The organism is Rhodococcus sp. ACPA1 (assembly GCF_002300195.1).
Lineage (GTDB): Bacteria > Actinomycetota > Actinomycetes > Mycobacteriales > Mycobacteriaceae > Rhodococcus_F > Rhodococcus_F opacus.
The window spans coordinates 689,365-715,371 of the sequence record NZ_NSDX01000001.1; the positions used below are offsets into that span (position 1 = coordinate 689,365).

Below are 26,007 nucleotides of genomic sequence, written 5' to 3' on the forward strand. Positions count from 1 at the left end.
GCGCGGTGGTTGCGGCGGTGAGGAATCGACAGTTGAGGACACCGCGGCGGCGTAAACTTGTCGGGACAGATCGCTGTCGCCACCTGGCGAATCCCTACCGCCGTTCGTGAGGGCACATCATGGTCGCGATGGACTCGTTGCGGGTTTCGTCCGCCCAGGAGGCGCTCTGGCTGGCGCAGAAGTTGGCGCCCGGCCTGTCGAACAATATTGCGGCCTATCTCGACATTTCCGGCGACATCGACCCTTCGGTGATGGAAGCCGCGCTGCGGCGAGTGGCGGACGAGGCTCGCTCGGTACTGGTGAATTTCGTCGAGGACGAGGATGGCCCCCGCCAGGTCGTGCGGGACTCGAAGTCGTGGAAGCCGTTCTTCATCGATGTCAGTGCGGAAGCAGACCCCGAATCGGCGGCGAAAGCGTCGATGTCAGAGGTCGGCGCCGTACCCTTCGATCTCGAACGGGATGCGCTGTATCGAGCAGGCTTGATCAAGGTTCACGGCACGCGATACTTCCTGTGCGCCGTGTGCCACCACATCGTGATGGACGGGTTCGGCGTCGCGATTCTTGCCCGTCGAATCGGTGAAATCTACACCGCGCTGCAGACCGGAAGACCGATTCCTGAATCCGGATTCGGTGGACCGGAGTTGATCGTCGACGAAGATGCCCGCTATCGGCGGTCCGACCGATTCACCCGCGACAAGGAGTTCTGGCGGAACTACACCGCTGCCTTGCCCGAACCACTTCGCCTGCCGCGGCATCCGAGTTCGCCGGTTCCCGTGACTGTGCATCACAGCCTGACGGTGTCGGACGACGAGACCGCGCAATTGCTGACGGCGGCAGAGTCGATCGGGATACCGATGCCGGGCTTCCTGGCGGCAGCGGTAGCCGGACTCTTCCATCGCCTCTCGGGGATGTCGGAGTTCATGATGCGATTGGCCGTCGCCAATCGGGTCGGGGCCGCACGACGCACACCGGGGTTGGTGTCGAATGCGGTGCCGTTCCGGGTGGAGATCCCACCGCGGGCGCTTTTCGCCGCCGTCGCACACGACGTGGGTACCGAGATTCGTGCCATCTTGCGTCATTCCCGTTATCAGGGCTCCGATGTCAGGAGAGACAGAGGACTGTCCGGATCCGTGGAGAATCGTTTCGGTCCGATTCTGAATATCATTCCGTTCTTCGATTCGATCGATTTTGCAGGCAATCCGGCATCCATGCGCGGCGTGTCGTTCGGCCCCGTGGACGACCTCTCGGTTTCGATCTACTACGGCGGTCGGGGCAGTGCCGGAATGAACGTCGAGATCGACGCGAACGGCGCGCTGTACAGCGGTGAGGATGTGCGGCTATATGCAGATCTGCTGATGGCGTTCGTCCGTGCGGTCGTCGCCGACCCGGAAGGCCGGATAGAGGAACATGACTTCCTCCGACCCGCCGAACGCGAACTGGTTCTGCGTACCTGGAACGACACGACGGTACCGGTACCCCGGGCCACGATTCCCGACCTGGTCGAACAGCGGGCCGCCGCGACACCCGACGCGGTGGCACTCACTCTCGGCGATCGGCACTGGACATATCGAGACGTGAATGGTCGAGCGAATCGGTTGGCGCGGTACCTCATCGCTCGCGGTGTGGGCCCGGAATCCCTCGTGGCAGTCGCGATGCAACGGTCCTCCGAGTTGATCGTCGCGCTCCTCGCGACTCTCAAGGCCGGCGGCGGGTATCTCCCGATCGATCCGAACTATCCCAGCGCGCGAACCGCTTTCATTCTCACCGATGCCGCACCGCTCCTGCTTCTGACCGACACCGCGACCGCGGCATCTTTGCCGGACAACGACATTCCCTGTCTCGTGTTGGACCTGGACGACGCCGACACCGACGGCATGTCAGCGGTGATCAACCCCGTCGACGATGACCGGATCGCCCCGCTGAGACCGGGCAATACCGCGTACGTCATGTATACGTCCGGTTCGACCGGCACCCCGAAAGGGGTCGTCATCAGCCACCGCAACGTGGTGTCGTTGTTCGCCGGAACCGATCGGTGGTGCGGTTTCGGAGGCGGGGACGTGTGGGCGTGGTGTCATTCGCAGGCCTTCGACTTCTCGGTGTGGGAGTTGTGGGGGGCATTGATGCACGGCGGGCGGGCCGTGATCGTGCCCTGGGAAGTGGTGCGCTCGCCCGCCGAGTTGTGGAATCTGGTGCGGCGGGAGCAGGTGACGATCCTCAATCAGACCCCGTCCGCGTTCTACGAGTTCGCAGATGCCGAACGCGAGGACCATTCCCCGGGGCCTGATTCGGTACTGCGAATGGTGGTGTTCGGCGGAGAGGCATTGGACCCGGGCCGGCTACGCGGCTGGTTCCCGGGCGAACGTTCGAACAGTCCGATTCTGGTGAACATGTATGGCATCACCGAAACCACGGTGCACGTGAGCTATCTGGAGTTGACCGCACGCGCCGGGGACGGTGGTCGAAGCCCGATCGGGATTCCTATCGGTAACACGCGGGTCTTCGTGTTGGGGTCGGGATTGGTGCCGGTGCCGATCGGTGCGGCGGGGGAGTTGTATGTCGCAGGGTTCGGGGTGGGCCGTGGATATGTGGGTAGGGCCGGGTTGACGGCGGAACGGTTCGTAGCGTGCCCGTTCGGAGAACCCGGTTCGCGAATGTATCGCTCCGGCGACGTGGTGCGGTGGACGTCCGACGGCATGCTCGATTTCATCGGACGCGTGGACGAGCAGGTGAAGGTGCGGGGATTCCGGGTCGAGCCGGGGGAGGTCGAGACGGCTCTGATGTCACATCCCGCGGTGACGCAGGCGGCGGTGATCGCCCGCGAGCCCCCTTCCGGCGCCGATCGTGCGGACGGGGACACCGGAACCGACACGCAGCTGGTGGGGTATGTGGTGCTCGACAGGGGCGTCTCGCTCGTCCGTGACAGAGCACGGGAGGCCGAGCTGGTGTCGCAGTGGCGGCGGGTATACGACGACCTGTATTCCGGGGACGCGTCCCATGCCGGTGAGCAGCTCGACCCGACGGAGTTCGGAGAGGATTTCGGGGGGTGGAACAGTAGCTATACCGGGAAGCCCATCGCCCTCGAGCACATGCGGGAATGGCGCGCGGCGACCGTCGTTCGGATTCGCGAGCTCGGGCCGGCTCGGGTGTTGGAGATCGGGGTCGGAACAGGACTGCTGCTCTCACAGTTGGCGCCGCACTGCGAAGAGTATTGGGGCACGGACTTTTCCGCTCCCACGATCGACGCCTTGCGATCTCGGTTGGCGGAGCGGCAGGACCCCTGGGTCGAGCGGGTGCACCTGCGGGTCCAGGCCGCCGACGACCTCGGGGGTGTGCCGCACGGTGTTTTCGACACCGTGGTGTTGAACTCGGTCGTGCAGTACTTCCCGAACGCGGGGTATCTGATCGACGTGATCGGCACGGCACTGCGATTGCTCCGTCCCGGGGGCGCGCTGTTCCTCGGAGACGTCCGGAATCTCGCGTTGCTCCGGGAATTCGCGACTGGCGTGCAGATCGCCCACGCGGATGCCGACACGACTGCCATGGTGCTTCGCGATCGGGTGCGCCGGGGCATTGCCGCCGAGCAGGAGTTGCTGCTCGCGCCCGAGTTCTTCACAGCATTGCCGACGCTGATCCCCGACATCGGCGGAGTCGACATTCAACTCGAGCGCGTCCGGGCGGTCAACGAATTAAGCTGTTACAGATACGAAGTCGTGCTACGCAAGAAGCCGGCGCAGACCCGGTCGCTGGCTGATGTGCCGTCGACGTCGTGGCAGCGATTCGGCGATCCCACCGTCTTGCGGCAGTTCCTGACGGGCCGGCGTCCGGACCGTGTGCGGGTGATCGGTGTGCCGCACGCGGGGTTGGCGCCCGACGTCGATGCCACACACGCGCTCGACGACGCCGCTGACCGCGATCACGTCTCCGCCCGGCGTGACGCGGACCGTCGAACGGACGCGATGTTGCCGCAGGACTGTCACGACATCGGTGAGGAGCTGGGGTTCGCGGTGTCGGTGACCTGGTCACCGACACCGGGCCTGATGGACGTGATATTCACCGACATCACCACCCGGCCGCACGAGAATACGCAGGCATCGGTCGCGGTATCCGATGTCTATTTGCCCGACGGTCCACTCGGCGACATGACCGAGTACGTCAACGACCCCGGTGCAAGCAGGCTGTCGTCCGAGGTTCGGCGCTTCGTGGCCGGACGACTGCCGGAGTTCATGGTGCCCGCGGCGGTGGTAGTGCTGGATCGGTTACCGTTGACCGTGAACGGCAAGCTCGACCGGAAAGCGTTGCCGGCACCGGAATTCATCGGTGGCGTGTTTCGGGCCCCGCGGTCACCGGTGGAGGAGACTCTCGCGTCGCTCTACGGTGACGTGCTCGGTGTTCCGCGGGTGGGGATCGACGACAGTTTCTTCGACCTGGGCGGGCATTCTCTGTCCGCGACGCGGTTGGTGGGTTTGATCCGCAACGCGCTGGGCGTGGAGGTGCCGATCCGGGTGGTGTTCGAATCCCCGTCGGTCGCGGAGTTGGCGCCCCGGCTGGGCGAGGCCGCGGTGGCGCGGGTGCCGTTGCTCCCGCGGGCGCGGCCCCATCGGGTGCCGTTGTCGTTCGCGCAGGCCCGGTTGTGGTTCCTGTATCGGTTCGAGGGACCGTCGGCGACGTACAACATTCCGGTGGCAGTGCGGTTGACCGGCGCCCTCGACATCGAGGCGGTGGTCGCGGCGGTCGGGGATGTGGTGGCCCGGCACGAGAGCCTGCGGACGGTGTTCGGGGAGGACGAAGGGGTGCCGTTCCAGCGGATCCTGCCCGCGGAGGAAGTCCCGATTCCGGTGCACGCGGAGAAGATCGATCAGGCGCGGTCGAGGCAGGCCGTTGCGGAGGCGGCGGGATATCGGTTCGATCTGTCCGGCGAGATTCCCATTCGAGCAACACTGTTGGAATGTGGTTCCCGAGAGCACATCCTGGTATTGGTGCTGCACCATATCGCGGGGGACGGGGGTTCGTTGGGGCCGTTGGCCCGCGACATCGCGGTCGCATATGCGGCGCGGACCGACGGCGAGATGCCGGGGTGGGTGCCGTTGCCGGTGCAGTACGCCGATTACACCCTGTGGCAGCGGGAGCTTCTGGGCAGTGCGGATGATCCGGGGAGTGTGCTTGCCGCACAGGTCGAGTATTGGCGGGCCGAGTTGGCGGGGCTGCCCGAGTGCATCGAGTTGCCGACCGATCGTCGACGTCCGGCCGAACCGAGTTACCGGGGCGGCACGGTGGAGTTCGTGATCGCACCGGAACGTGCGTCGGCAGTCACGGAACTTGCCCGCAGATGTGGGGCGACACCATCGATGGTGCTCCAGGCGGTGCTGGTGGTGCTGCTTCGCAGACTCGGCGCGGGGGAGGACGTTGCGATCGGGGGACCGATCGCGGGTCGCACCGACGAAGCGTTGACCGAGTTGGTGGGGTTCTTCGTCAATACCTGGGTGCTGCGGGTGGATCTGTCGGGGAATCCGCGGTTCGATCAGGTGCTCGACCGGGTGCGGGGTAAGGCGTTGGCGGCATATGGGAATCAGGATGCGCCGTTCGAGCGGTTGGTGGAGTTGCTGAATCCGGTCCGGTCGACGGCTTATCATCCGTTGTTTCAGGTGTCGTTCGCCATGCAGAACAATGCTTTTCCCGAGGTCGAGTTCCCTGGGTTGGACTGGACCACACTTCCGGCGCCGACCGGGACGTCGCGTTTCGACCTGTCCTTCACTCTCACTCCCGATGACGAGCAGGGTCTGGCCGGGGTCGTCGAGTACGCGAGTGATCTGTTCGACCGCGGGACGGTGGAGGGTATCGCGGCTCGGTTCGTGCGGTTGTCGGAGTTGATCGTGGCGGATCCTCACGGGCGGATCGAGGGGTACGAGATCCTCGGGCCCGACGAGCGTGAGCTGGTACTGCGGACCTGGAACGGCACGAGCGTACCGGTACCGGACTCGACGATTCCCGGCCTGTTCGAGGCCCAGGTCGCCGCGACTCCGGACGCGGTGGCGGTCACGTTCGGTGACGAGAACTGGACCTATCGGGAGTTGAGCAGTCGAGCGAATCGGCTGGCACACCGCCTGATCGGTGCGGGTGTCGGCCCGGAAGTGCTGGTGGCAGTCGCATTGGAGCGGTCACCCGAGTTGGTCGTCGCGTTGTTGGCCATCCTCGAGGCCGGGGGCGGGTATCTGCCGATCGACCCCCGCTACCCGAGTGCACGGACCGGGTTCATCCTGACCGACGCCGCTCCGATCCTGATCCTGACCGACACCACCACCTCGAGCATGCTGCCCGACAACGGTATCCCCACGCTACTACTCGACGCGTACTCGGACGAGGTCGATCAACGGGAGGACATCCCCGGCGACAACGACCGCGCCACACCACTTCGGCCGGACAACACCGCGTACGTGATGTACACCTCCGGATCGACCGGCACCCCGAAAGGGGTCACGGTCGACCACCACAACGTCGTCAACTGCATGGTGCAGGTGGCCGCGAGTCTCGGTGGGCCAGGGCTGGCGCGGGTGCTGGCAAGTACGTCGGTGAGTTTCGACGTGTCGGTGTTGGAGATCTTCGCTGCGTTGTGCGCCGGCGGGAGTATCGACATTGTGCGTGACGTTCTCGTGCTCGGCGAACAGCGCGGCTGGACCGGGGGAGTGATCAGCACTGTCCCGTCGGCGTTCGAGGAGATACTCGATCAGATCGAGAGCACGGTGAGTGCCGAGACGGTGGTGTTCATCGGCGAGCAGTTGTCAGGGCAATTGCTCAGTGCAGTCGGTGCCGCGATTCCCGGTGTCCGGGTTGTCAACGGGTACGGTCCGACGGAGACCACCGTCTACGTGACGAGCCAGGTCGTGGAGTCGTCGGACAACCCTGTCGGTGGGTCGGTGCCGATCGGTGTGCCGGTACGGAATTCGCAGGTATTCGTGTTGGGCGCCGGGCTTCGGCCGGTTCCGGTGGGTGTGGTGGGGGAGTTGTATATCGCCGGGGTTCAGTTGGCGCGCGGCTATCTGGGCCGGCCCGGGTTGACGGCGGAGCGGTTTGTCGCATGTCCGTTCGGGGCGGTGGGTGCGCGAATGTATCGATCGGGGGATCTGGCGCGGTGGACTGCTGATGGTGTGCTCGAGTTCGTGGGACGTGCTGACGAGCAGGTGAAGGTGCGGGGGTTCCGGGTGGAGCCGGGGGAGATCGAAGCGGTACTACTGAAGCACCCGGCGGTGGCGCAGGCAGTGGTCATTGCCCGGGACACCCCGGCGACGGGCGGGCAGTTGGTGGGGTACGTCGTCCTCGAGCCCACCGACACCGACACGGGTGTGGGGGTACGAGAGTTCGTGACGGGGCGGCTCCCGGAGTACATGGTGCCGGCGGTGATCATGCTGGTGGATCGGTTGCCGTTGACGGCGAACGGGAAGCTGGATCGGAAAGCGCTACCGGCACCCGAGTTCACCGGTGGGATGTTCCGCGCGCCGCGGTCATCGATCGAGGAGACACTGGTCTCGCTTTTCGCTGACGTGCTGGACGTCCCGCGGGTGGGGATCGACGACAGCTTCTTCGATCTCGGTGGGCATTCGCTGTCCGCGACACGGTTGGTCGGGCGGATCCGCACGGTGCTGGGGAAGGAGGTCCCGATCCGGGTGGTGTTCGAATCTCCTACGATCGCCGCACTGGCACCGCGACTCGGCTCCGGAGCGGTTCGGCCGCCGCTGGTCCCACGTACGCGGCCTGAGCGGGTGCCGTTGTCGTTCGCGCAGGCACGGCTGTGGTTCCTACACCGCTTCGAGGGCCCGTCGGCCATCTACAACATCCCGGTGACGGTGCGACTCACCGGCGACCTCGACACCGAGGCCTTGGTGGCGGCGATCGAGGACGTGATCGCCCGGCACGAGAGCCTGCGAACGATCTTCGGCGAAGCCGAGGGGATTCCGTTCCAGGAAATCCTTTCCACCGACGAGGTCCCTTCGCCAGTGCAGATAATCGACGTCGAGGCAGACGAGATACCCGCGGCAGTGACCACGGCTGCAGGGTATCGGTTCGACGTCGAACACGAAATTCCGATCCGGGCAACGTTGATGGCGTTCGGATCCCACGACCACATCCTGGTCTTGGTGCTCCACCATATTGCGGGGGACGGGGCGTCGTTGACATCGCTCGCACGTGACATCGCCGTCGCGTATGAGGCCCGTTCGGAGGGCCGGGTTCCGGGGTGGGCACCGCTGCCGGTGCAGTACGCCGATTACACCCTGTGGCAGCGAGAAGAACTGGGCAGTGAGCACGATCCGGGCAGTGTGATCTCCACCCAGCTCGACTACTGGAAAACCGAGCTGGCGGGGCTACCCGACTGCATCGAGCTACCTGCCGACCGGCGACGACCGGCCGCACCGAGTTACGGCGGCGGAGTGGTCGAGTTCTCGATCGGACCCGAACGTGCGACGGCGATAACCGAATTGGCTCACAACAGTGGGGCAACACCATCGATGGTATTGCAATCAATGCTGGCGGTAGTACTCCGCAGACTCGGTGCCGGGGGCGATGTCGCGATCGGGGGACCGATCGCGGGTCGCACCGACGAAGCGTTGACCGAGTTGGTGGGTTTCTTCGTCAATACCTGGGTGCTACGCGTCGATGTGTCGGGGAACCCGCGGTTCGACCAGGTGCTCGATCAGGTCCGCGGGAAGGCGTTGGCGGCGTACGAGAATCAGGATGCGCCGTTCGAGCGGTTGGTGGAGTTGCTGAATCCGGCCCGGTCGACGGCTTATCATCCGCTGTTTCAGGTGTCGTTCGCCATGCAGAACAACGCTTTCCCCGAGGTCGAGTTCCCTGGGTTGGACTGGACCACACTTCCGGCGCCGACCGGAACGTCGCGTTTCGACCTGTCTTTCACCCTCACCCCCGACGGTCACCAGGGTCTGGCCGGAGTCGTCGAGTACGCGAGTGACCTGTTCGACCGGGCAACGGTGGAGGGCATCGTGGCCCGGTATGTGCGCTTGTCGGAGTTGATCGTGGCGGATCCGCGCGGGCGGATCGAGGGGTACGAGATCCTCGAGCCCGACGAGCGCGAGGTGTTACTCCGGACCTGGAACGACACCGTAGCCCCCTTGTCGGAGACCACCGTCGTGGAACTGTTCGAGCGACAGGTGGCGGCGACACCCGACGCCGCAGCGGTGACCTTCTCCGACCGGAGCTGGACTTACCGAGAAATCAACACACAGGCGAACCGGCTGGCGCACTATCTGATCGGCGCCGGGGTCGGCCCAGAAACCGTGGTGGCCGTCGCACTGGAGCGGTCGGAAGAGTTGGTCGTCGCCTTGTTGGCGGTGCTCAAGGCCGGCGGCAGCTACCTTCCCATGGACCCGAACTATCCCAGTGCTCGCGCCGGGACAATTCTCGCCGACGCGGCACCGCGGCTGATCCTGTCCGACACTGTCACCGTGGCCACGCTGCCCGACCACGATATCGACCGGGTACTGCTCGATGCAGACCTGGACCTCGACACGACTGCAGCCGCCGTGAGGGGCCGGGCCGATCACGATCCCGTCGACCGCGATCGGATCACCCCGTTGAGGCCCGATCATGCGGCGTATGTGATGTACACCTCGGGGTCGACAGGTGTTCCGAAGGGTGTCACGGTGAGCCACCGAAGTGTGGTGTCGTTGTGCGCCGGCACTGCCGACCGGGTGGGTGCGGACGCCGCGGATGTGTGGGTGTGGTGCCACTCGGTGGCGTTCGATTTCTCGGTGTGGGAGTTGTGGGGCGCGTTGGCACACGGTGGCCGCGTGGTGGTCGCGCCGTGGGAGGTGGTGCGCTCACCGATCGAGTTGTGGAAGTTGGTGGTTCGCGAACACGTCACGGTTCTCGGGCAGACGCCGTCGGCGTTCTACGGGTTCGGGGAGATCGAGCACGACGACCCCGCGGTCGGGGCCGGTTCGGTGTTGCGCACGGTGGTACTCGGCGGAGAGGTGGTGGATCCCGCAAGGCTGCGGGGCTGGTATCCGGGCGAGGATTCCCGCCATCCACAGGTGAGGATCGTCAACGGTTACGGGCCGACGGAGACGACGGTCTTCGCGGCGATGTACTCGCTACCCGAATCTCGGAGTGGGGGTGACCGGATGAGTGTCCCCATCGGCGTTCCGGTGGGCGGTGTGCGGGTGTTCGTGTCGGGTGCTGGGTTGACGCCGGTCCCGGTGGGTGTGGTGGGTGAGTTGTATATCGCCGGGGTGCAGTTGGCCCGCGGTTATCTGGGTCGGTCGGGGTTGACGGCGGAGCGGTTCGTGGCGTGCCCGTTCGGGGAGCCGGGATCCCGCATGTATCGATCCGGGGACCTGGTGCGGTGGACCGCTGACGGTGTCCTCGAATACGTGGGACGCGCGGATGAGCAGGTGAAGGTCCGGGGGTTCCGGGTGGAACCAGGGGAGATCGAAGCGGTGCTGCTGTCGCACTCTGCCGTGTCACAGGCAGTGGTGATCGCCCGGGAAACCCTCGTCGGCACCGAATTGGTGGGGTACGTCGTTCTCGATTCCCGGACCGATACCGACTCCCTGGGGTTGCGGGGGTTCGCGGCCGGGTTGTTGCCGGAGTTCATGGTTCCGGCGGCGGTCGTGGTGGTGGACGGGTTGCCGTTGACGGTGAACGGGAAGTTGGATCGGAGGGCGTTGCCGGCACCGGAGTTCACCGGTGGGGTGATCCGGGCGCCGCGGTCGCCGGTAGAGGAGACTCTGGTGTCGTTGTTCGCGGATGTTCTCGGTGTTCCGCGGGTGGGGATCGACGACAGCTTCTTCGATCTCGGTGGCCATTCGTTGTCGGCGACGCAGTTGGTGAGCCGGATTCGGTCGGTGCTGGGGGTGGAGGTCCCGATCCGGATGATCTTCGACTCCCCTGCGGTCGCCGAACTCGCACCCCGGCTGAGGGACGGCCCGGCACGGGTGCCGTTGACTCCGCGGGTGCGGCCCGAGCGGGTGCCGCTGTCGTTCGCGCAGGCCCGGTTGTGGTTCCTGTATCGGTTCGAGGGCCCGTCGGCGACGTACAACATTCCGGTCGCGGTGCGACTCACCGGCGACCTCGACACCGGTGCGGTGGCGGCCGCTGTTGCGGACGTCGTCGCCCGGCACGAGAGTCTGCGTACAGTATTCGACGACCTGGACGGTGCACCGGTTCAGCGGGTCCTCCCCGTGGCGGAAGTACCAGCTCCGGTGCACGTGGAGAAGGTCGACCCGGCCGGCGTGATGGCTGCGGTGACGGCGGCGTCGAGGTACCGGTTCGACATTGCACACGAAATTCCCCTCTGGGCAACATTGTTGGAGGCCGGACCCCAGGAACACGTCCTGGTGATGGTCCTGCACCACATAGCGGGGGACGGGGGGTCGTTGGCGCCGCTGGCTCGGGATGTGGCGGCCGCGTATGCGGCCCGCGCCGACGGACACGCTCCGGGGTGGGCACCCTTGCCGGTGCAGTACGCCGATTACACCCTGTGGCAGCGGGAAATTCTGGGGAGCGAGGACGATCCGGGCAGTCTGCTGACCGCCCAGCTCGACTATTGGACAACCGAACTGACGGGGCTGCCGGAGTGCATCGAGCTACCCGGCGATCGTCGCCGACCGGCCGCACCGAGTTACCGTGGCGGCACCGTGGAGTTCGGGATCGATCCCGGATTGGTTTCGGGAGTGGACGAATTGGCCCGCGGTCGTGGCGCGACACCGTCGATGGTGTTGCAATCGGTGTTGGCAGTGCTGCTCCGCAGGCTCGGTGCCGGGGTGGACATCGCGGTGGGGTCGCCGATCGCGGGTCGCACCGACGAAGCGTTGACCGAGTTGGTGGGGTTCTTCGTCAACACCTGGGTGCTGCGCGTCGACGTGTCCGGGAATCCGCGATTCGACGAGGTCCTCGACCGGGTGCGGGTGAAAGCCCTGGGTGCGTACGAGAATCAGGATGCGCCGTTCGAACGGTTGGTGGAGTTGCTGAACCCGACCCGATCGACGGCCTATCATCCGTTGTTCCAGGTGTCGTTCGCCATGCAGAACAACGCTTTTCCGGATGTCGAGTTTCGTGGACTGGACTGGACCACACTGTCGGCGTCGACCGCGACTTCTCGTTTCGACCTGTCCTTCACCGTCGCCCCCGACGAGCAGCAGGGTCTGGCCGGGGTCGTCGAGTACGCGAGCGATCTGTTCGACCGGGGCACGGTGGAGACCATCGCGGCCCGGTATGTGCGGCTGCTCAGGTGCATCATCGAAGATCCGCAGGGTCGGATCGAAGGCTACGAAATCCTGGAACCGACCGAACGCGAGCGGGTACTGCGGACCTGGAACGACACGAGCTCGCCGATACCGGATGCGACGATCCCGGGCCTGTTCGGGCAGGAGGTCGCTGCAACTCCCGATGCCGTGGCAGTGACGTTCGGTGGCGAGAACTGGACCTACCGGGAGCTGAGCAGTCGAGCGAATCGGCTGGCACGCCATCTGATCGGTGCGGGTGTGGGGCCGGAAGTACTGGTGGCGGTTGCACTGGAGCGGTCACCCCAATTGGTTGTCGCGTTACTCGCAGTCCTCGAGGCCGGGGGCGCGTATCTGCCGATAGACCCCCAATACCCGAGTGCGCGGACCGAGTTCATCCTCGCCGACGCCGCGCCGCTGCTCATCCTCACGGATACCGCAACCGCACGCACGCTGCCGGACAGTGACATACCCCGGATACTCGTCGACGTCATCTCGGACGAGGACGGACACGCGGAGGGCCTCAACCCCGACGACAGCGATCGCACCACGTCACTGCGACCGGGCAACACCGCGTACGTGATGTACACCTCCGGATCGACCGGGACGCCGAAAGGAGTCACCATCGACCACTCCAACGTGGTGAACCTGGCGTTGCACGGATGGCCGGACGGACCCGGTGAGCGCGTGTTGCTGCATTCGTCGATGGCGTTCGATGCCTCGGCGTACGAGTTGTGGCCGACACTGCTCAGTGGAGGCCGGTTGGTTGTCGCCCCGCCCGGGTCGCTGGACAGCGAGGTGCTCGAGCGGGTCGTCGACGCGGTTGGTGTGACGTCGATGTTCTTGACGACCCCGCTGTTTCACCTGTTGAGCGATTCGCCGGACCATGAGAGGGGAGCGCTCGACCAGCCACGTCAGTTGGTCACCGCGGGCGATGTGTTGTCGCCGCGCGCTGTACGACGCGTCCTCGCCCGCCACCCGCGCATCACCGTGGTGAACGCGTACGGGCCGACGGAAACCACCGTGTGTGCCACCGCGTACTCGGTATCGGGTTCGACGGGCTTCGACGACCAGGTCAGCGTGCCGATCGGGGTGCCGATCGGTAATGCCCGCGCACTCGTCTTGGGAACCGGGATGGTGCCCGTCCCGGTGGGTGTGGCCGGGGAGTTGTATATCGCGGGATCAGGTGTGGGCCGCGGGTACATCGGCCGGCCGGGGTTGACGGCGGAACGGTTCGTGGCGTGTCCGTTCGGCGAACCGGGCTCACGGATGTACCGCTCGGGTGATCTGGTGCGGTGGACGACCGAGGGTGTGCTGGACTTCGTCGGCCGCGCAGACGAGCAGGTGAAGATCCGCGGAATCCGAATCGAACCCGGCGAGATCGAAACGGTGTTGGTCTCGCACCCCGCAGTGGGATCGGTCGTGACGGTGGACCGGGTAGGTCCGTCGGGGCAGAAGGTGCTGGTGTCGTATGTGGTCGCGGCGCCCGGGGCCGAGGTGGACGTCGAGGCGTTGCGACTGCTCGCGGCGGGCCGTCTACCGGACTACATGGTGCCGTCGGCGATCATCGTCGTCGACCGGATACCTCTCACACCGGCCGGCAAACTCGACCGCCGAGCACTTCCCGAGCCTGATCTCGCATCCGACACCCCGTACCGGGCTCCACGATCCATCGCCGAGCAGACATTGGCGGCGGTGCTGGCCGACGTCCTGGGTGTCGATCGGGTGGGTGTCGACGACGACTTCTTCCGGCTCGGCGGGGACAGCATCATGTCGACCCAGGTGGTGTCGCGGGCGCGGGCTCGCGGCGTGCTGGTGTCGGCGCGAGACGTGTTCGAGCGACGGACCGTCGCCGGGCTGGCCTCCGTCGCGCATCCGGTGAGGGATGACGACTCCGTCGTTTTCGAGGACGTGCCGTTGCCGCGTCCGGCTCCAAAACAGCTGTCGGGCATCGAGGCACGGTATCCCGAGGCCGTGGAGGTGTGGCCGCTGGCACCGCTGCAAACAGGTTTGGTCTTTCACGCGATGCTGGCGTCGGAATCGGCCGATGTGTATGCGGTGCAGACGGTGCTGGGTCTGTCCGGGCAGGTGCATGCGGACCGTGTGAAGGCCGCGGCACAGGCGATACTCGATCGCCACGCGAATCTGCGGGTCGCGTTCCTCACCGAGGGGGTGGCGGAGCCGGTCCAGGTGGTGCTCGAGGGCCTCGTGGTGCCGTGGTGGGAAGCCGACGTCAGTGGTGTCGATGCCGGGGAGCGAGACGACGAACTGGCACGGCTGCTGTCGGACGATGCGGCTGCCGGCTTCGACCTGTCGGAGCCACCGCTCCTGCGTTTCGGTTTGGTCGCGATGGGCGACGAAGACTTCCGGCTGGTGGTCTCGTATCACCACGTACTGCTCGACGGATGGTCGATGCCGTTGCTGATGCGGGAGATGCTGACCGTCTACGGTGCCGGCGGGGACGGAGCCGTACTGGAACCCGTGGTCTCGTATCGCCGGTATCTCGGGTGGCTCGCGACTCAGGATCGGCAACGGTCGCTGCAGGTGTGGGAGGAAGCGCTCGACGGTGTGGAGCCCGCGCTGCTCGCGACCGGGCGCCCGGAATCGGCGCGGGGATCGTCCGTGCTCCGGCGTGCGCTCGACGAGGGCCTGTCGTCGGCGATACCGGAGCTGGCGTCTCGGTGGTCGGTGACGGTGAATACCCTGGTGCAGGTCGCGTGGGCGATCGTGCTGGGCATGCATACCGGCCGCCGTGATGTGGTGTTCGGCGCGACGGTCTCGGGTCGGTCCGGACAGATTCCCGCCATCGAGTCGATGGTGGGGCTGTTCATCAACACGGTCCCGGTGCGGGTCCGGCTTCGTCCCGAGGAATCCATCGCCCGGTTGATCATCCGGGTTCAGGCGGAGCAGGCGGAGTTGATCGAGCATCATCATGTTCCGCTGCCGGAGATCCAGCGGGTCGCCGGCGTGGGGGCCCTGTTCGACACCTTGACGGTCTTCGAGTCGTACCCGAACGATCTGCGGAGCCTCGCCTCCTTGCTCGAGTCGACAGGCTCCCTCGCGATCACGTCCCTGGATTCATTTGGGGGAACCAACTATTCGTTGACGCTCGCGGTGGAAGCCGGTGAGCGGACGTCCGTATCGCTGTGGTATGTCCCAGCCTTGTTCGATGACGACGAGGTGGGTCGGATCGCGGACAGGTTCCACCGAGTTCTGGAATCACTGGTGGCTGCGCCGGAGGGCGCGACGGGAGACATCGACCTCCTCGCGCCGGAGGAACGGAACCTGCTGGTTCCCGTGCGCGGCGCGGCCGCGGAGACGGTCCGGACACTGCCGGAGATCCTCTCTGCCGCAGTCGTACACGATCCGAGTGCGGTGGCGGTCGTGTGTGGAGAGCGCTCGCTCACATACCGGGAGTTGGATGACGAGTCGAGTCGTATTGCACGGGTGTTGATCTCACGCGGGGTCGGGCCGGAATCCGCGGTGGCCGTGGCGGTGCCGCGGTCGGTGGAGTCGGTGCTGGCGGTATGGGCGGTGGCGAAGGCAGGTGGTGCGTTCGTTCCGGTGGATCCGTCGTATCCGGCGAGTCGGCTCGAGTACCTGATCGCCGATTCCGCCGCGCGTTGCGGAATCACGGTCGCCGCGTGCGTCGGTACCCTGCCGAGAACCCTCGACTGGTGGGTGCTCGACGATCCGGAGGTGCGAGCCGAGTGTTCCCGTCGGTCCACTGAATCGGTGACCGATGCGGGCCGGATCGCTCCGTTACGGGCCGATCATCCCGCGTACATGATCTACACGTCGGGGACGACGGGTCAGCCGAAGGGCGTCGTCGTACCGCATCGGGGACTGGGTAGTCTCGCGGCGGAGATGGCGGAGAGGTTCGCCGTCACGGCGGATGCACGCGTGCTGCACGTGGCGTCGCCGAGTTTCGATGCGTCGGTGCTGGAGTACCTGCTGGCGACGGGTTCGGCAGCGTCGATGGTTGTGGTTCCGGCGGGTGTGGTCGGTGGTGAGGAACTGGGCCGGATTCTCGAGAGTGCGGCGGTGACGCACGCGTTCCTCACCCCCACGATGTTGGCGACGGTGCCGGTCGAGCGGATGTCGTCGGTGCGATGCCTGCTCACGGGTGCGGAGGCGGTTCCGGTATCGGTGGTGGAGTCGTTCGCTGCGGGACGGCGGATGCACGACCTCTACGGGCCGACGGAGGCGACCGTGGCGGTCGCGGCCTCGCCGTCGTTATCCCCGCACGGTCCGGTGACTCTGGGCGGTCCGGTCCGGGGTGCGTCCCTGGTGGTGCTGGACACGTGGCTGCGTCCGGTGCCGGTGGGAGTGGCGGGGGAGTTGTATGTCGCCGGGGCCCCGCTGGCTCGGGGATATCATGATCGGACGGGACTGACGGCGGAGCGATTCGTGGCGAACCCGTTCGGCTCGCCGGGTGAGCGGATGTATCGCACAGGCGATGTCGTGCAGTGGACCGAGCGGGAAACCGGTGTAGGACTGGAGTATCTGGGGCGCAGCGATTTCCAGGTCTCGGTGCGGGGCCGTCGGATCGAGTTGGGCGAGATCGACGCTGCGCTCACCGAGCAGCCGGGAATCGGCTCCGTGGTGACGGTCGATCGGAAGGGCCCGTCCGGGCAGACGGTGCTGGTCTCCTACGTGGTCCCCGCAGCCGGGAGTGAGGTGGACGCCGAGAGCGTGCGGACGGTGGCGGCGGGCCGCCTGCCGGAGTACCTGGTGCCCTCGGCGATCGTGGTGCTCGAGAAGTTGCCGCTCACACCGGCCGGCAAGCTCGACCGCAGTGCGTTGCCGGAGCCGGAGTTCTCGTCGAGCAAGGCGTTCCGGTCTCCTCACACCGAGACCGAGGAGATCCTCGCCCGCGTGTTCGCCGAGGTACTCGGCGTCGACCAGGTGGGGATCGATGACGGATTCTTCGATCTGGGTGGCGACAGCATCCGGTCGATCCAGTTGGTGTCGCGCGCGAAAGCGCGGGGTGTGCTGATCACGGCGCGGGATGTGTTCGAGCACAGGACTGTCGCGGGGCTGTCCGAGGTTGCAGTCCTGAACCACGACCCGGATCGGGTCGTGGTTCAGGAGTTGTCCGGTGGCGGAGTGGGGACGATGCCGTTGACGCCGATCGGGCGGTTCCTCCTCGCGCGGGGTGGTGGGTACCGCCGATTCGCGCAGACGATGGTGTTGGAGTTGCCCGACGGTATCGATCGGGCCGGGTTGGCCGCCACCATCGGCGCCGTGATGGCACGTCATGACATGTTGCGATCGCGTGTGGTGACCGATGACGCTGGGGAGCAGAAACTTCGGGTCGATCCCCCGGATACGGTCGACGTGAACCGCCTGATTCGACAGGTCCACTGTGATGACGTACCGGGCGATCCGGCGTGGCTGCGGCTGGCGTCGGCGGAGTTGGATGCGGCCCTGGGGCGTGTGGATCCGGCGGCGGGCGTAATGGTGCAGTTCGTGTGGCTGGACCACGTCCCCCGTGACGGCGACGGTTCGGCGGGTTCGGGTCGGCTGCTGGTCGTGGCCCACCACCTGGTCATCGACGGCGTGTCGTGGCGGATCATCATCCCGGACCTGGCGGCGGCCTGGGCGCGGGTGCGTACCGGCGAACGCCCGGAACTGCCGGCCGGCGGGACGTCGATGCGGCGGTGGGCACACGGGCTGGTGGACGAGGCATTGCGGCCGGGGCGAGTGGCCGAGTTGCCGTTGTGGCAATCGATTCTGGAGGGCCCCGACCCGACGTTGGGTTCGCGCAGACGCGACCCGATCCTCGATGTTCTGTCCACAGTGCAGCACGTGCGGATCCAGGTGCCAGCGCACGCGACAGCGTCGCTGCTCACCAGGGTCCCCAAGGTCTTCCGCGCAGGCGTCGACGATGGTCTGCTGGCGGGGTTGGCGATGGCGTTGACCCGCTGGCGCCGCCGTCGCGGGGTTGTCGAGCCGTCGTCGTTGATATCCCTGGAGAATCATGGTCGCGAGCAGCACGTCATACCCGGTGCGGATCTATCCCGCACGGTCGGCTGGTTCACGACAGCTTTCCCGATTCGCCTCGATATCGCGGGCGCCGATCTCGACGACGCATTCGCCGGCGGGCCCGCTGCCGGGATCGTGCTCAAAGCGGTCAAGGAACAGGTGCTGGCGCTGCCCGACCGTGGCATCGGTTACGGGCTGCTTCGGTATCTGAACGCGGACACCGCACCGCAACTCGGGAAGTATCCGGGCGGACAGATCAGTTTCAACTATCTGGGGCGCATCTCGGCCGCCGATGTTCCCGAGGAATTCCGTGACCTCGGCTGGATGCCCGCGAGCGAGGGAACGGCGCTCTCCGCGACGATGGATCCGGACATGCCGGCGATGGCCGAAGTGGACATCAATGCGATGGTGACCGACGGTCCGGACGGTCCCCGACTCGGTGCCGTGTTCGGATTCCCCGCCGGGGTGCTCTCCCGTGACGATGTTCAGGAACTTGCCGACCTGTGGTGCGACGCAGTCTCGGCACTGGCTCGGCACGCGCAGGGGCCCGGGGCCGGCGGGCTGACACCGTCCGACGTGCCGCTGGTGTCGGTGTCGCAACGCGATATCGAGTCGTGGGAGGACCGGTACCCGGGCGTCGTGGATGTGTGGCCGTTGACCGCGATGCAGTCCGGCCTGTTGTTCCACTCGATGCTGGCCGGTTCGGCGTTCGACGCGTACACCACCCAACTCGTTCTGCATCTCGGCGGACGGGTCGATCCAGGGAGGATTCTCGCTGCGGGACAGGCTTTGCTGGATCGCCATGCGAACCTGCGGACCGCGTTCGTCGACGATCCCGAATCCGGGCCGGTACAGGTCGTCCTCGGCGCAGTCGCGTTGCCGTGGCGCGAGGTCGACCTGCGGAACCTTCCCGAGGGCACTCGAGACGGCGAGTTCCAACGTCTTCTCGTCGAGGATCAGGCCACACATTTCGACCCGGCGGCGCCGCCGCTGATCCGGTTCACGCTCGTGACGATGGGACAGGATCGATTCGAGCTGGTGATCACCAATCATCACGTGCTGCTCGACGGATGGTCGATGCCACTGCTCGCTGAGGAACTACTCGTGCTGTACGTCTCGGGAGGCGACGCCGCCGCGTTACCGAGAGCTACGGGGTACCGGAATTTTCTGGTCTGGCTGGCCGCGCGCGACCGAGCCGAATCTTGTCGAATCTGGGCGCAGGCCCTCGCCGGGATCGAAGAGCCGACCCTGCTGGCGCCCGCGCACCCGGAGCGGGAAACAACCTCGGGGGAAGAGCACGTGACGGTCGAACTGCCCCCGGAGACGGCCGCGAGCTTGTCGGTGCGGGCCGCCGAACTGGGTGTCACGCTGAACACCGTCGTTCAGGGAGCGTGGGGGATTCTGCTCGGACAGTTGTCTGCCCGGCGGGATGTGGTGTTCGGCGCGACGGTCTCCGGCCGGCCGGCCGGACTGCCCGGTGTCGAGTCCATGGTGGGCTTGTTCATCAACACTCTGCCGGTGCGGGTTCAGTCCACACCGGGCGACACTGCTGCGGAGTTGTTGACCCGGTTGCAGAAGCAGCAGGCCGGCTTGTTCGATCACCACTACCTCGGGTTGACGGAGATAAACAAGGCCGCCGGGGTGCGCGACCTGTTCGACACCCTCGTCGTGTTCGAGTCGTACCCGATCGATCGCGCCGCGTTGGCAGCCGCAGACCCCATCGACGGAATGGTCGTCACCGGAGTTCATACGATCGACGCGTCGCACTACCCCATGACCCTGATCGCGAGAGTCGACTCCCAACTTCGGTTGACCGTGGCGTATCTGCCGAACCTGTTCGGCGCCGCAGCCGTCGACACGATCGCCCGGCGGCTCACCCGTCTCTTGCAGACAGTCGCGGACGACCCTCACGTCGCCGTGGACCGCATCGACCTCGTCGAATCAGGCGAGCGTCGGTTGGTGGTGGGAGCGTGGAATGACACTGCGGTCCTCGTGCCGGAGGTGACACTTCCCGACCTTTTCGAACGCCAGGCGGCTGTCACGCCGGAGGCGGTGGCCCTGACGTCCGACGACGAGCAGCTGACGTATCGAGAGGTCGGCGAGCGAGCGAACCGGTTGGCTCGGAGACTGATCGCGCACGGCGTCGGTCCGGAGTCTCTGGTCGGTGTCGCCGTGCGACGTTCGATCGATCTCGTGGTGGGAATCTATGCGGTCGTGACGGCGGGTGGAGCATATGTGCCGATCGACCCCGACTACCCCAGCGAACATATCCGGCACATGATGGAGTCCGCGGCACCGGTCTGTGTGTTGACGCGATCGACCGACCGCGTACAGATCCCGGGCGGCGTCCCCGTGCTGGAGATCGATGGCGCGCAAGGACCTGATGTCGACTCCTCACCCGTCCGCAACGAGGATCGAATCACCCTGTTGAGGCCGGGTAACACGGCGTACGTGATCTTCACGTCCGGCTCGACGGGCCGGCCGAAGGGGGTCGCTGTCAGCCATTCGGCGATCGTGAATCAGTTGCTGTGGATGCGGGACCATTTCGGCTTCGACCACGACGACGTTGTGCTGCAGAAGACCCCCGCGACATTCGATGTGTCGGTGTGGGAGATGTTCCTGCCACTGGAGGTCGGGGCGCGGCTGGTGATCGCCAAGGCCGAGGGACACCGCGATGCGGCCTATCTCGCCGAGATGATCAGATCGGAGAAGATCACCACCGGCGACTTTTCGCCGTCGATGCTGGCCATGGTCGACGAGCGACTCGAGCCGGCTGATTGCGACTCGCTTCGACGAGTCTTCTGCGGCGGCGAAAACCTGCTGTCCTCGACGGCACGCCACTTCATGGAGCGCAGTGGCACTGCGCTCCACAACGTGTACGGGCCGACCGAAACGGCCCTTCAGGTCACCCACCATCGATGCGGCCCGTCGGAGGACACGAGCGCGCCGATCGGCGCGCCGGTGTGGAACTCCCAGGTCTTCGTGCTGGGTGCGGGGTTGGTGCCGGTTCCGGTGGGTGTGGTGGGCGAGTTGTACATCGCCGGGGTGCAGCTGGCCCGCGGTTATCTCGGCCGGTCGGGGTTGACGGCGGAGCGGTTCGTGGCGTGTCCGTTCGGGGCGGTGGGTGCGCGGATGTATCGGTCGGGGGATTTGGTGCGGTGGACCGCCGAGGGTGAGCTCGAGTTCGTGGGGCGCGCGGACGAGCAGGTGAAGGTGCGGGGGTTCCGAGTCGAACCCGCCGAGGTCGAGGCGGTGCTGCTGACGCATCCTGAGGTGGCGCAGGCGGTAGTGGTGGCCCGCGCCACCGGCAGTGGCACCGAGTTGATCGGATACGTGGTTCTCGACATCGACGGGGTCGACGGGTCGAGTGATCCGGCGGCCGGGGTTCGTCGTTTCGTGGCCGGGTTGTTGCCGGACTTCATGGTTCCGGCGGTGATCATGGTGGTGGATCAGCTGCCGTTGACGGCACACGGGAAACTGGACCGGAAAGCGTTGCCGGAACCGGAGTTCACCGGCGGCATGCTGCGGGGTCCGCGGTCGCCGGTGGAGGAGACTCTGGTGTCGTTGTTCGCGGACGTGCTCGACGTCCCGCGGGTGGGAATCGACGACAGTTTCTTCGACCTGGGTGGGCATTCGTTGTCGGCGACGCGGTTGGTGAGCCGTATTCGGTCGGTGTTGGGTGTGGAGGTTCCGATCCGGGTGGTGTTCGAGTCCTCGACGGTGGCGGAGTTGGCACCCCGACTCAGGGAAGGCCCGGTCCGGGTGCCACTGACCGCGAGGGTGCGGCCCGAGCGGGTGCCGCTGTCGTTCGCGCAGGCCCGGTTGTGGTTCCTGTATCGGTTCGAGGGCCCGTCGGCGACGTACAACATTCCGGTCGCGGTGCGACTCACCGGCGACCTCGACACCGGTGCGGTGGCGGCCGCTGTTGCGGACGTCGTCGCCCGGCACGAGAGCCTGCGAACCGTGTTCGGTGAGGAAGGGGGTGTGCCGTTCCAGCAGATCCTGCCGGCTGAGCAGGTCGTCGCGGAACTGCCGGTTCAGATCGTCGACGTGCGGGACAGCACTCTGATGGATGCAGTCGCGGAGGCGGCGGGCTGTCGATTCGACCTGTCGGTAGAGATACCCCTGCGGGCCCGCGTTTTCCGAGTTTCCGAATCAGAGCACGTGCTGGTACTGGTGCTGCACCATATCGCGGGGGACGGGGGTTCGTTGGGGCCGTTGGCCCGCGACATCGCCGTCGCGTACGCGGCGCGCACGGCGGGCCACGCGCCGGAATGGGTGCCGTTGCCGGTCCACTATGCGGATTACACGTTGTGGCAGCGGGAGATCCTGGGCGACGAGTCGGATCCGGAGAGTGTGCTGGCCACTCAGGTCGATTATTGGCGGGCCGAGTTGGCGGGGCTGCCCGAGTGCATCGACCTACCCACCGATCGGTGCCGACCGCCGGCACCGAGTTACCGCGGCGGCACGGTGGAGTTCGTGATCGCACCGGAACTGGGTTCGGAGGTAACCCAACTGGCCCGCAGCGCGGGGGCGACACCATCGATGGTGCTCCAGGCGGTGCTGGTGGTGCTGCTTCGCAGACTTGGCGCGGGGGAGGACGTTGCGATCGGGGGACCGATCGCGGGCCGCACCGACGACGCCCTGGCCGAGTTGGTGGGGTTCTTCGTCAATACCTGGGTGCTGCGGGTGGATCTGTCGGGGAATCCGCGGTTCGATCAGGTGCTCGACCGGGTGCGGGGTAAGGCGTTGGCGGCGTATGAGAATCAGGATGCGCCGTTCGAGCGGTTGGTGGAGTTGCTGAATCCGATCCGGTCGACGGCTTATCATCCGTTGTTTCAGGTGTCGTTCGCCATGCAGAACAACGCTTTTCCCGAGGTCGAGTTCCCTGGGTTGGACTGGACCACACTACCGGCGCCGACCGGGACGTCGCGTTTCGACCTGTCTTTCACTCTCACTCCCGATGACGAGCAGGGTCTGGCCGGGGTCGTCGAGTACGCGAGTGATCTGTTCGACCGCGGGACGGTGGAGGGTATCGCGGCCCGGTTCGTGCGGTTGTCGGAGTTGATCGTGGCGGATCCTCACGGGCGAATCGAGGGGTACGAGATCCTCGAGCCTGACGAGCGTGAGCTGGTACTGCGGACCTGGAACGGCACGAGCGTACCGGTACCGGACTCGACGATTCCCGGCCTGTTCGAGGCCCAGGTCGCCGCGACTCCGGACGCGGTGGCGGTCACGTTCGGTGACGAGAACTGGACCTATCGGGAGTTGAGCAGTCGAGCGAATCGGCTGGCACACCGCCTGATCGGTGCGGGTGTCGGCCCGGAGGTGCTGGTGGCGGTCGCATTGGAGCGGTCACCCGAGTTGGTCGTCGCGTTGTTGGCCGTCCTCGAGGCCGGGGGTGCATACCTCCCCATCGACCTGCAGTACCCCGGTGCACGAACCGGGACCATCCTCACCGCCGCCGCTCCGCTGTTGATCCTCAGCGACACCGTGACCGAAAACTTGTTGCCCGACAACGACATCCCCCGGATGCTTCTCGACACCCGCACCGACGAGGGCGGACGATGGGAGGCGCGAAACCCCGACGACAACGACCGCACCACACCACTGCGACAGGACAACACCGCGTACGTGATGTACACGTCCGGGTCGACGGGTGTTCCGAAGGGCGTCGCCGTGAGCCACCGGAGTGTGGTGTCGCTGTTCGCCGGTACCGCAGGGTGGGCCGGCTTCGACGCCGGGGACGTGTGGGGGTGGTGTCATTCGGTGGCGTTCGATTTTTCGGTGTGGGAGTTGTGGGGGGCGTTGGTGCACGGGGCCCGGGTTGTGGTGGTGCCGTGGGAGGTGATGCGTTCGCCGGTCGGATTGTGGGAGGTGGTGGTTCGGGAGCGGATGACGGTTCTCGGTCAGACGCCGTCGGCGTTCTACGAGTTCGCCGAGGTCGAGCGTGAGGATCCCGCTGTGGGGGCGGATTCGGTGCTGCGGATGGTGGTGTTCGGCGGTGAGGTGTTGGATCCGGCCGGGTTGCAGGGCTGGTCCCGGGGCGAGCGCGTGAATCCTCTGATTCTGGTCAACGGGTACGGGCCGACCGAGACGACGGTCTTCGCGGCAACCTTCGTGCTACCCGAGTCGGGTGAACGCGCCGACCGGGCGAGTGTGCCGATCGGAGCGCCGGTGGGCAATACGCGGGTGTTCGTGCTGGGTGCGGGGTTGGTGCCGGTTCCGGTGGGTGCGGTGGGGGAGCTGTATATCGCCGGGGCGCAGTTGGCTCAGCGGTATGTCGGTCGGCCGGGGTTGACGGCGGAGCGGTTCGTGGCGTGTCCGTTCGGGGAGCCGGGTGCGCGGATGTATCGATCCGGGGATCTGGTGCGCTGGACCGCCGGCGGAGTGCTCGAGTTCTGCGGAAGAGCGGACGAGCAGGTCAAGATTCGTGGATTCCGGGTCGAACCCGCGGAGATCGAGGCGGTTCTCCTGAAACATCCGGCCGTGACCCAGGCGGTGGTGGTGGCCCGGGACACCGTCACCGGCACCGGATTGGTCGGTTACGTGGTCTCCGACGCCGCCGACACCGCCGGCACCGACACAGGTGTCGAGGTCCGTCGGTTCGCGGCCGGGATTCTGCCGCAATACATGGTTCCGGCGGCGGTGATGGTGCTGGACCGGTTGCCGTTGACGGTGAACGGGAAACTGGATCGGAGAGCGTTGCCGGCACCGGAGTTCACCGGCGGGGTGTTCCGGGCGCCGCGGTCACCGGTGGAGGAGACGCTGACTTCGCTCTACGCCGAGGTTCTCGGTGTTCCCCGGGTGGGGATCGATGACAGTTTCTTCGACCTGGGTGGGCATTCGTTGTCGGCGACGCAGTTGGTGAGCCGGATTCGGTCGGTGTCGGGGGTGGAGGTCCCGATCCGGGTGATCTTCGAGTCTCCGACGGTCGCCGAACTCGCACCCCGCCTGGGTGAGGAGGTCGAACCCGACGCGCTCGATCCGTTCGCGGCCATCTTGCCGATCCGAAGCGAAGGATTCGGACCGCCGCTGTGGTGCGTCCACCCGGGCGGCGGACTGAGCTGGTGCTACATGGGCCTTCGCGCCCACCTCCCCGGCAGGCCCATATATGGTCTGCAAGCACCGGGCTTCGATGGAGTGACGCCGCTACCGACGTCGATCGAGACGATGGCCGCCGACTATCTCGAGCAGATCCTCACCGTTCAGGACGATGGCCCGTTTCTTCTGCTCGGATGGTCGTTCGGTGGCCTTGTCGCCCATGCGATCGCCACCGCGCTGGAACGCCGGGGGCTCGAGGTTGCATTCCTCGCGATGATGGACAGCGTCCCCGGTGCCGGGGATCTCCTCATCGGCCGGGCGGCGCCTTCGGATGACGACATTCGACAGTCGATCCGGGCATGGGCGCAGAGCCGCTACGGCGAAATCGTCGATTCGCCCGACTATGCGCCCGTCTGGGATGCCGCACGTGCAATCTATCGGAACGACCTACGGCTGGCCGCCGACCACGTACCGCAGATCTATCACGGTGACGTGGTGTTCCTCCGTCCGACATTGACGGATGACGGATCGATGTCGAGCGAGTCCTCGGCCGAGACGTGGCACGCATACGTCACCGGCGACATCGTGACTCACGACGTTTACAGCACGCATGCCGATATGGATCAGCCTCGTCCCCTCGCCGAGATCGCACGGATCATCGACCATGCACTGGCCGAACCGGGTCGGCGCACACGACAACCGGAAGGCTGATGACGGGCGGCGGCCCACCACGCGGCGATCGGAC

At 66.3% G+C, this 26,007-nt stretch carries 1 protein-coding gene; it reads left to right on the plus strand.

The window, feature by feature from the left end; translation table 11 throughout:
* Positions 1–119: 119 nt before the first annotated feature.
* Positions 120–25,973, plus strand: coding sequence for a non-ribosomal peptide synthetase (locus CJ177_RS03070; protein ID WP_095867260.1), 25,854 nt, complete (start codon positions 120–122; stop codon positions 25,971–25,973).
* Positions 25,974–26,007 lie beyond the last annotated feature (34 nt).

Coding starts and splice junctions, on each gene's coding strand:
- CJ177_RS03070 (WP_095867260.1), top strand. CDS start 120: ATGGTCGCGATGGACTCGTTGCGGGTTTCGTCCGCCCAGGAGGCGCTC.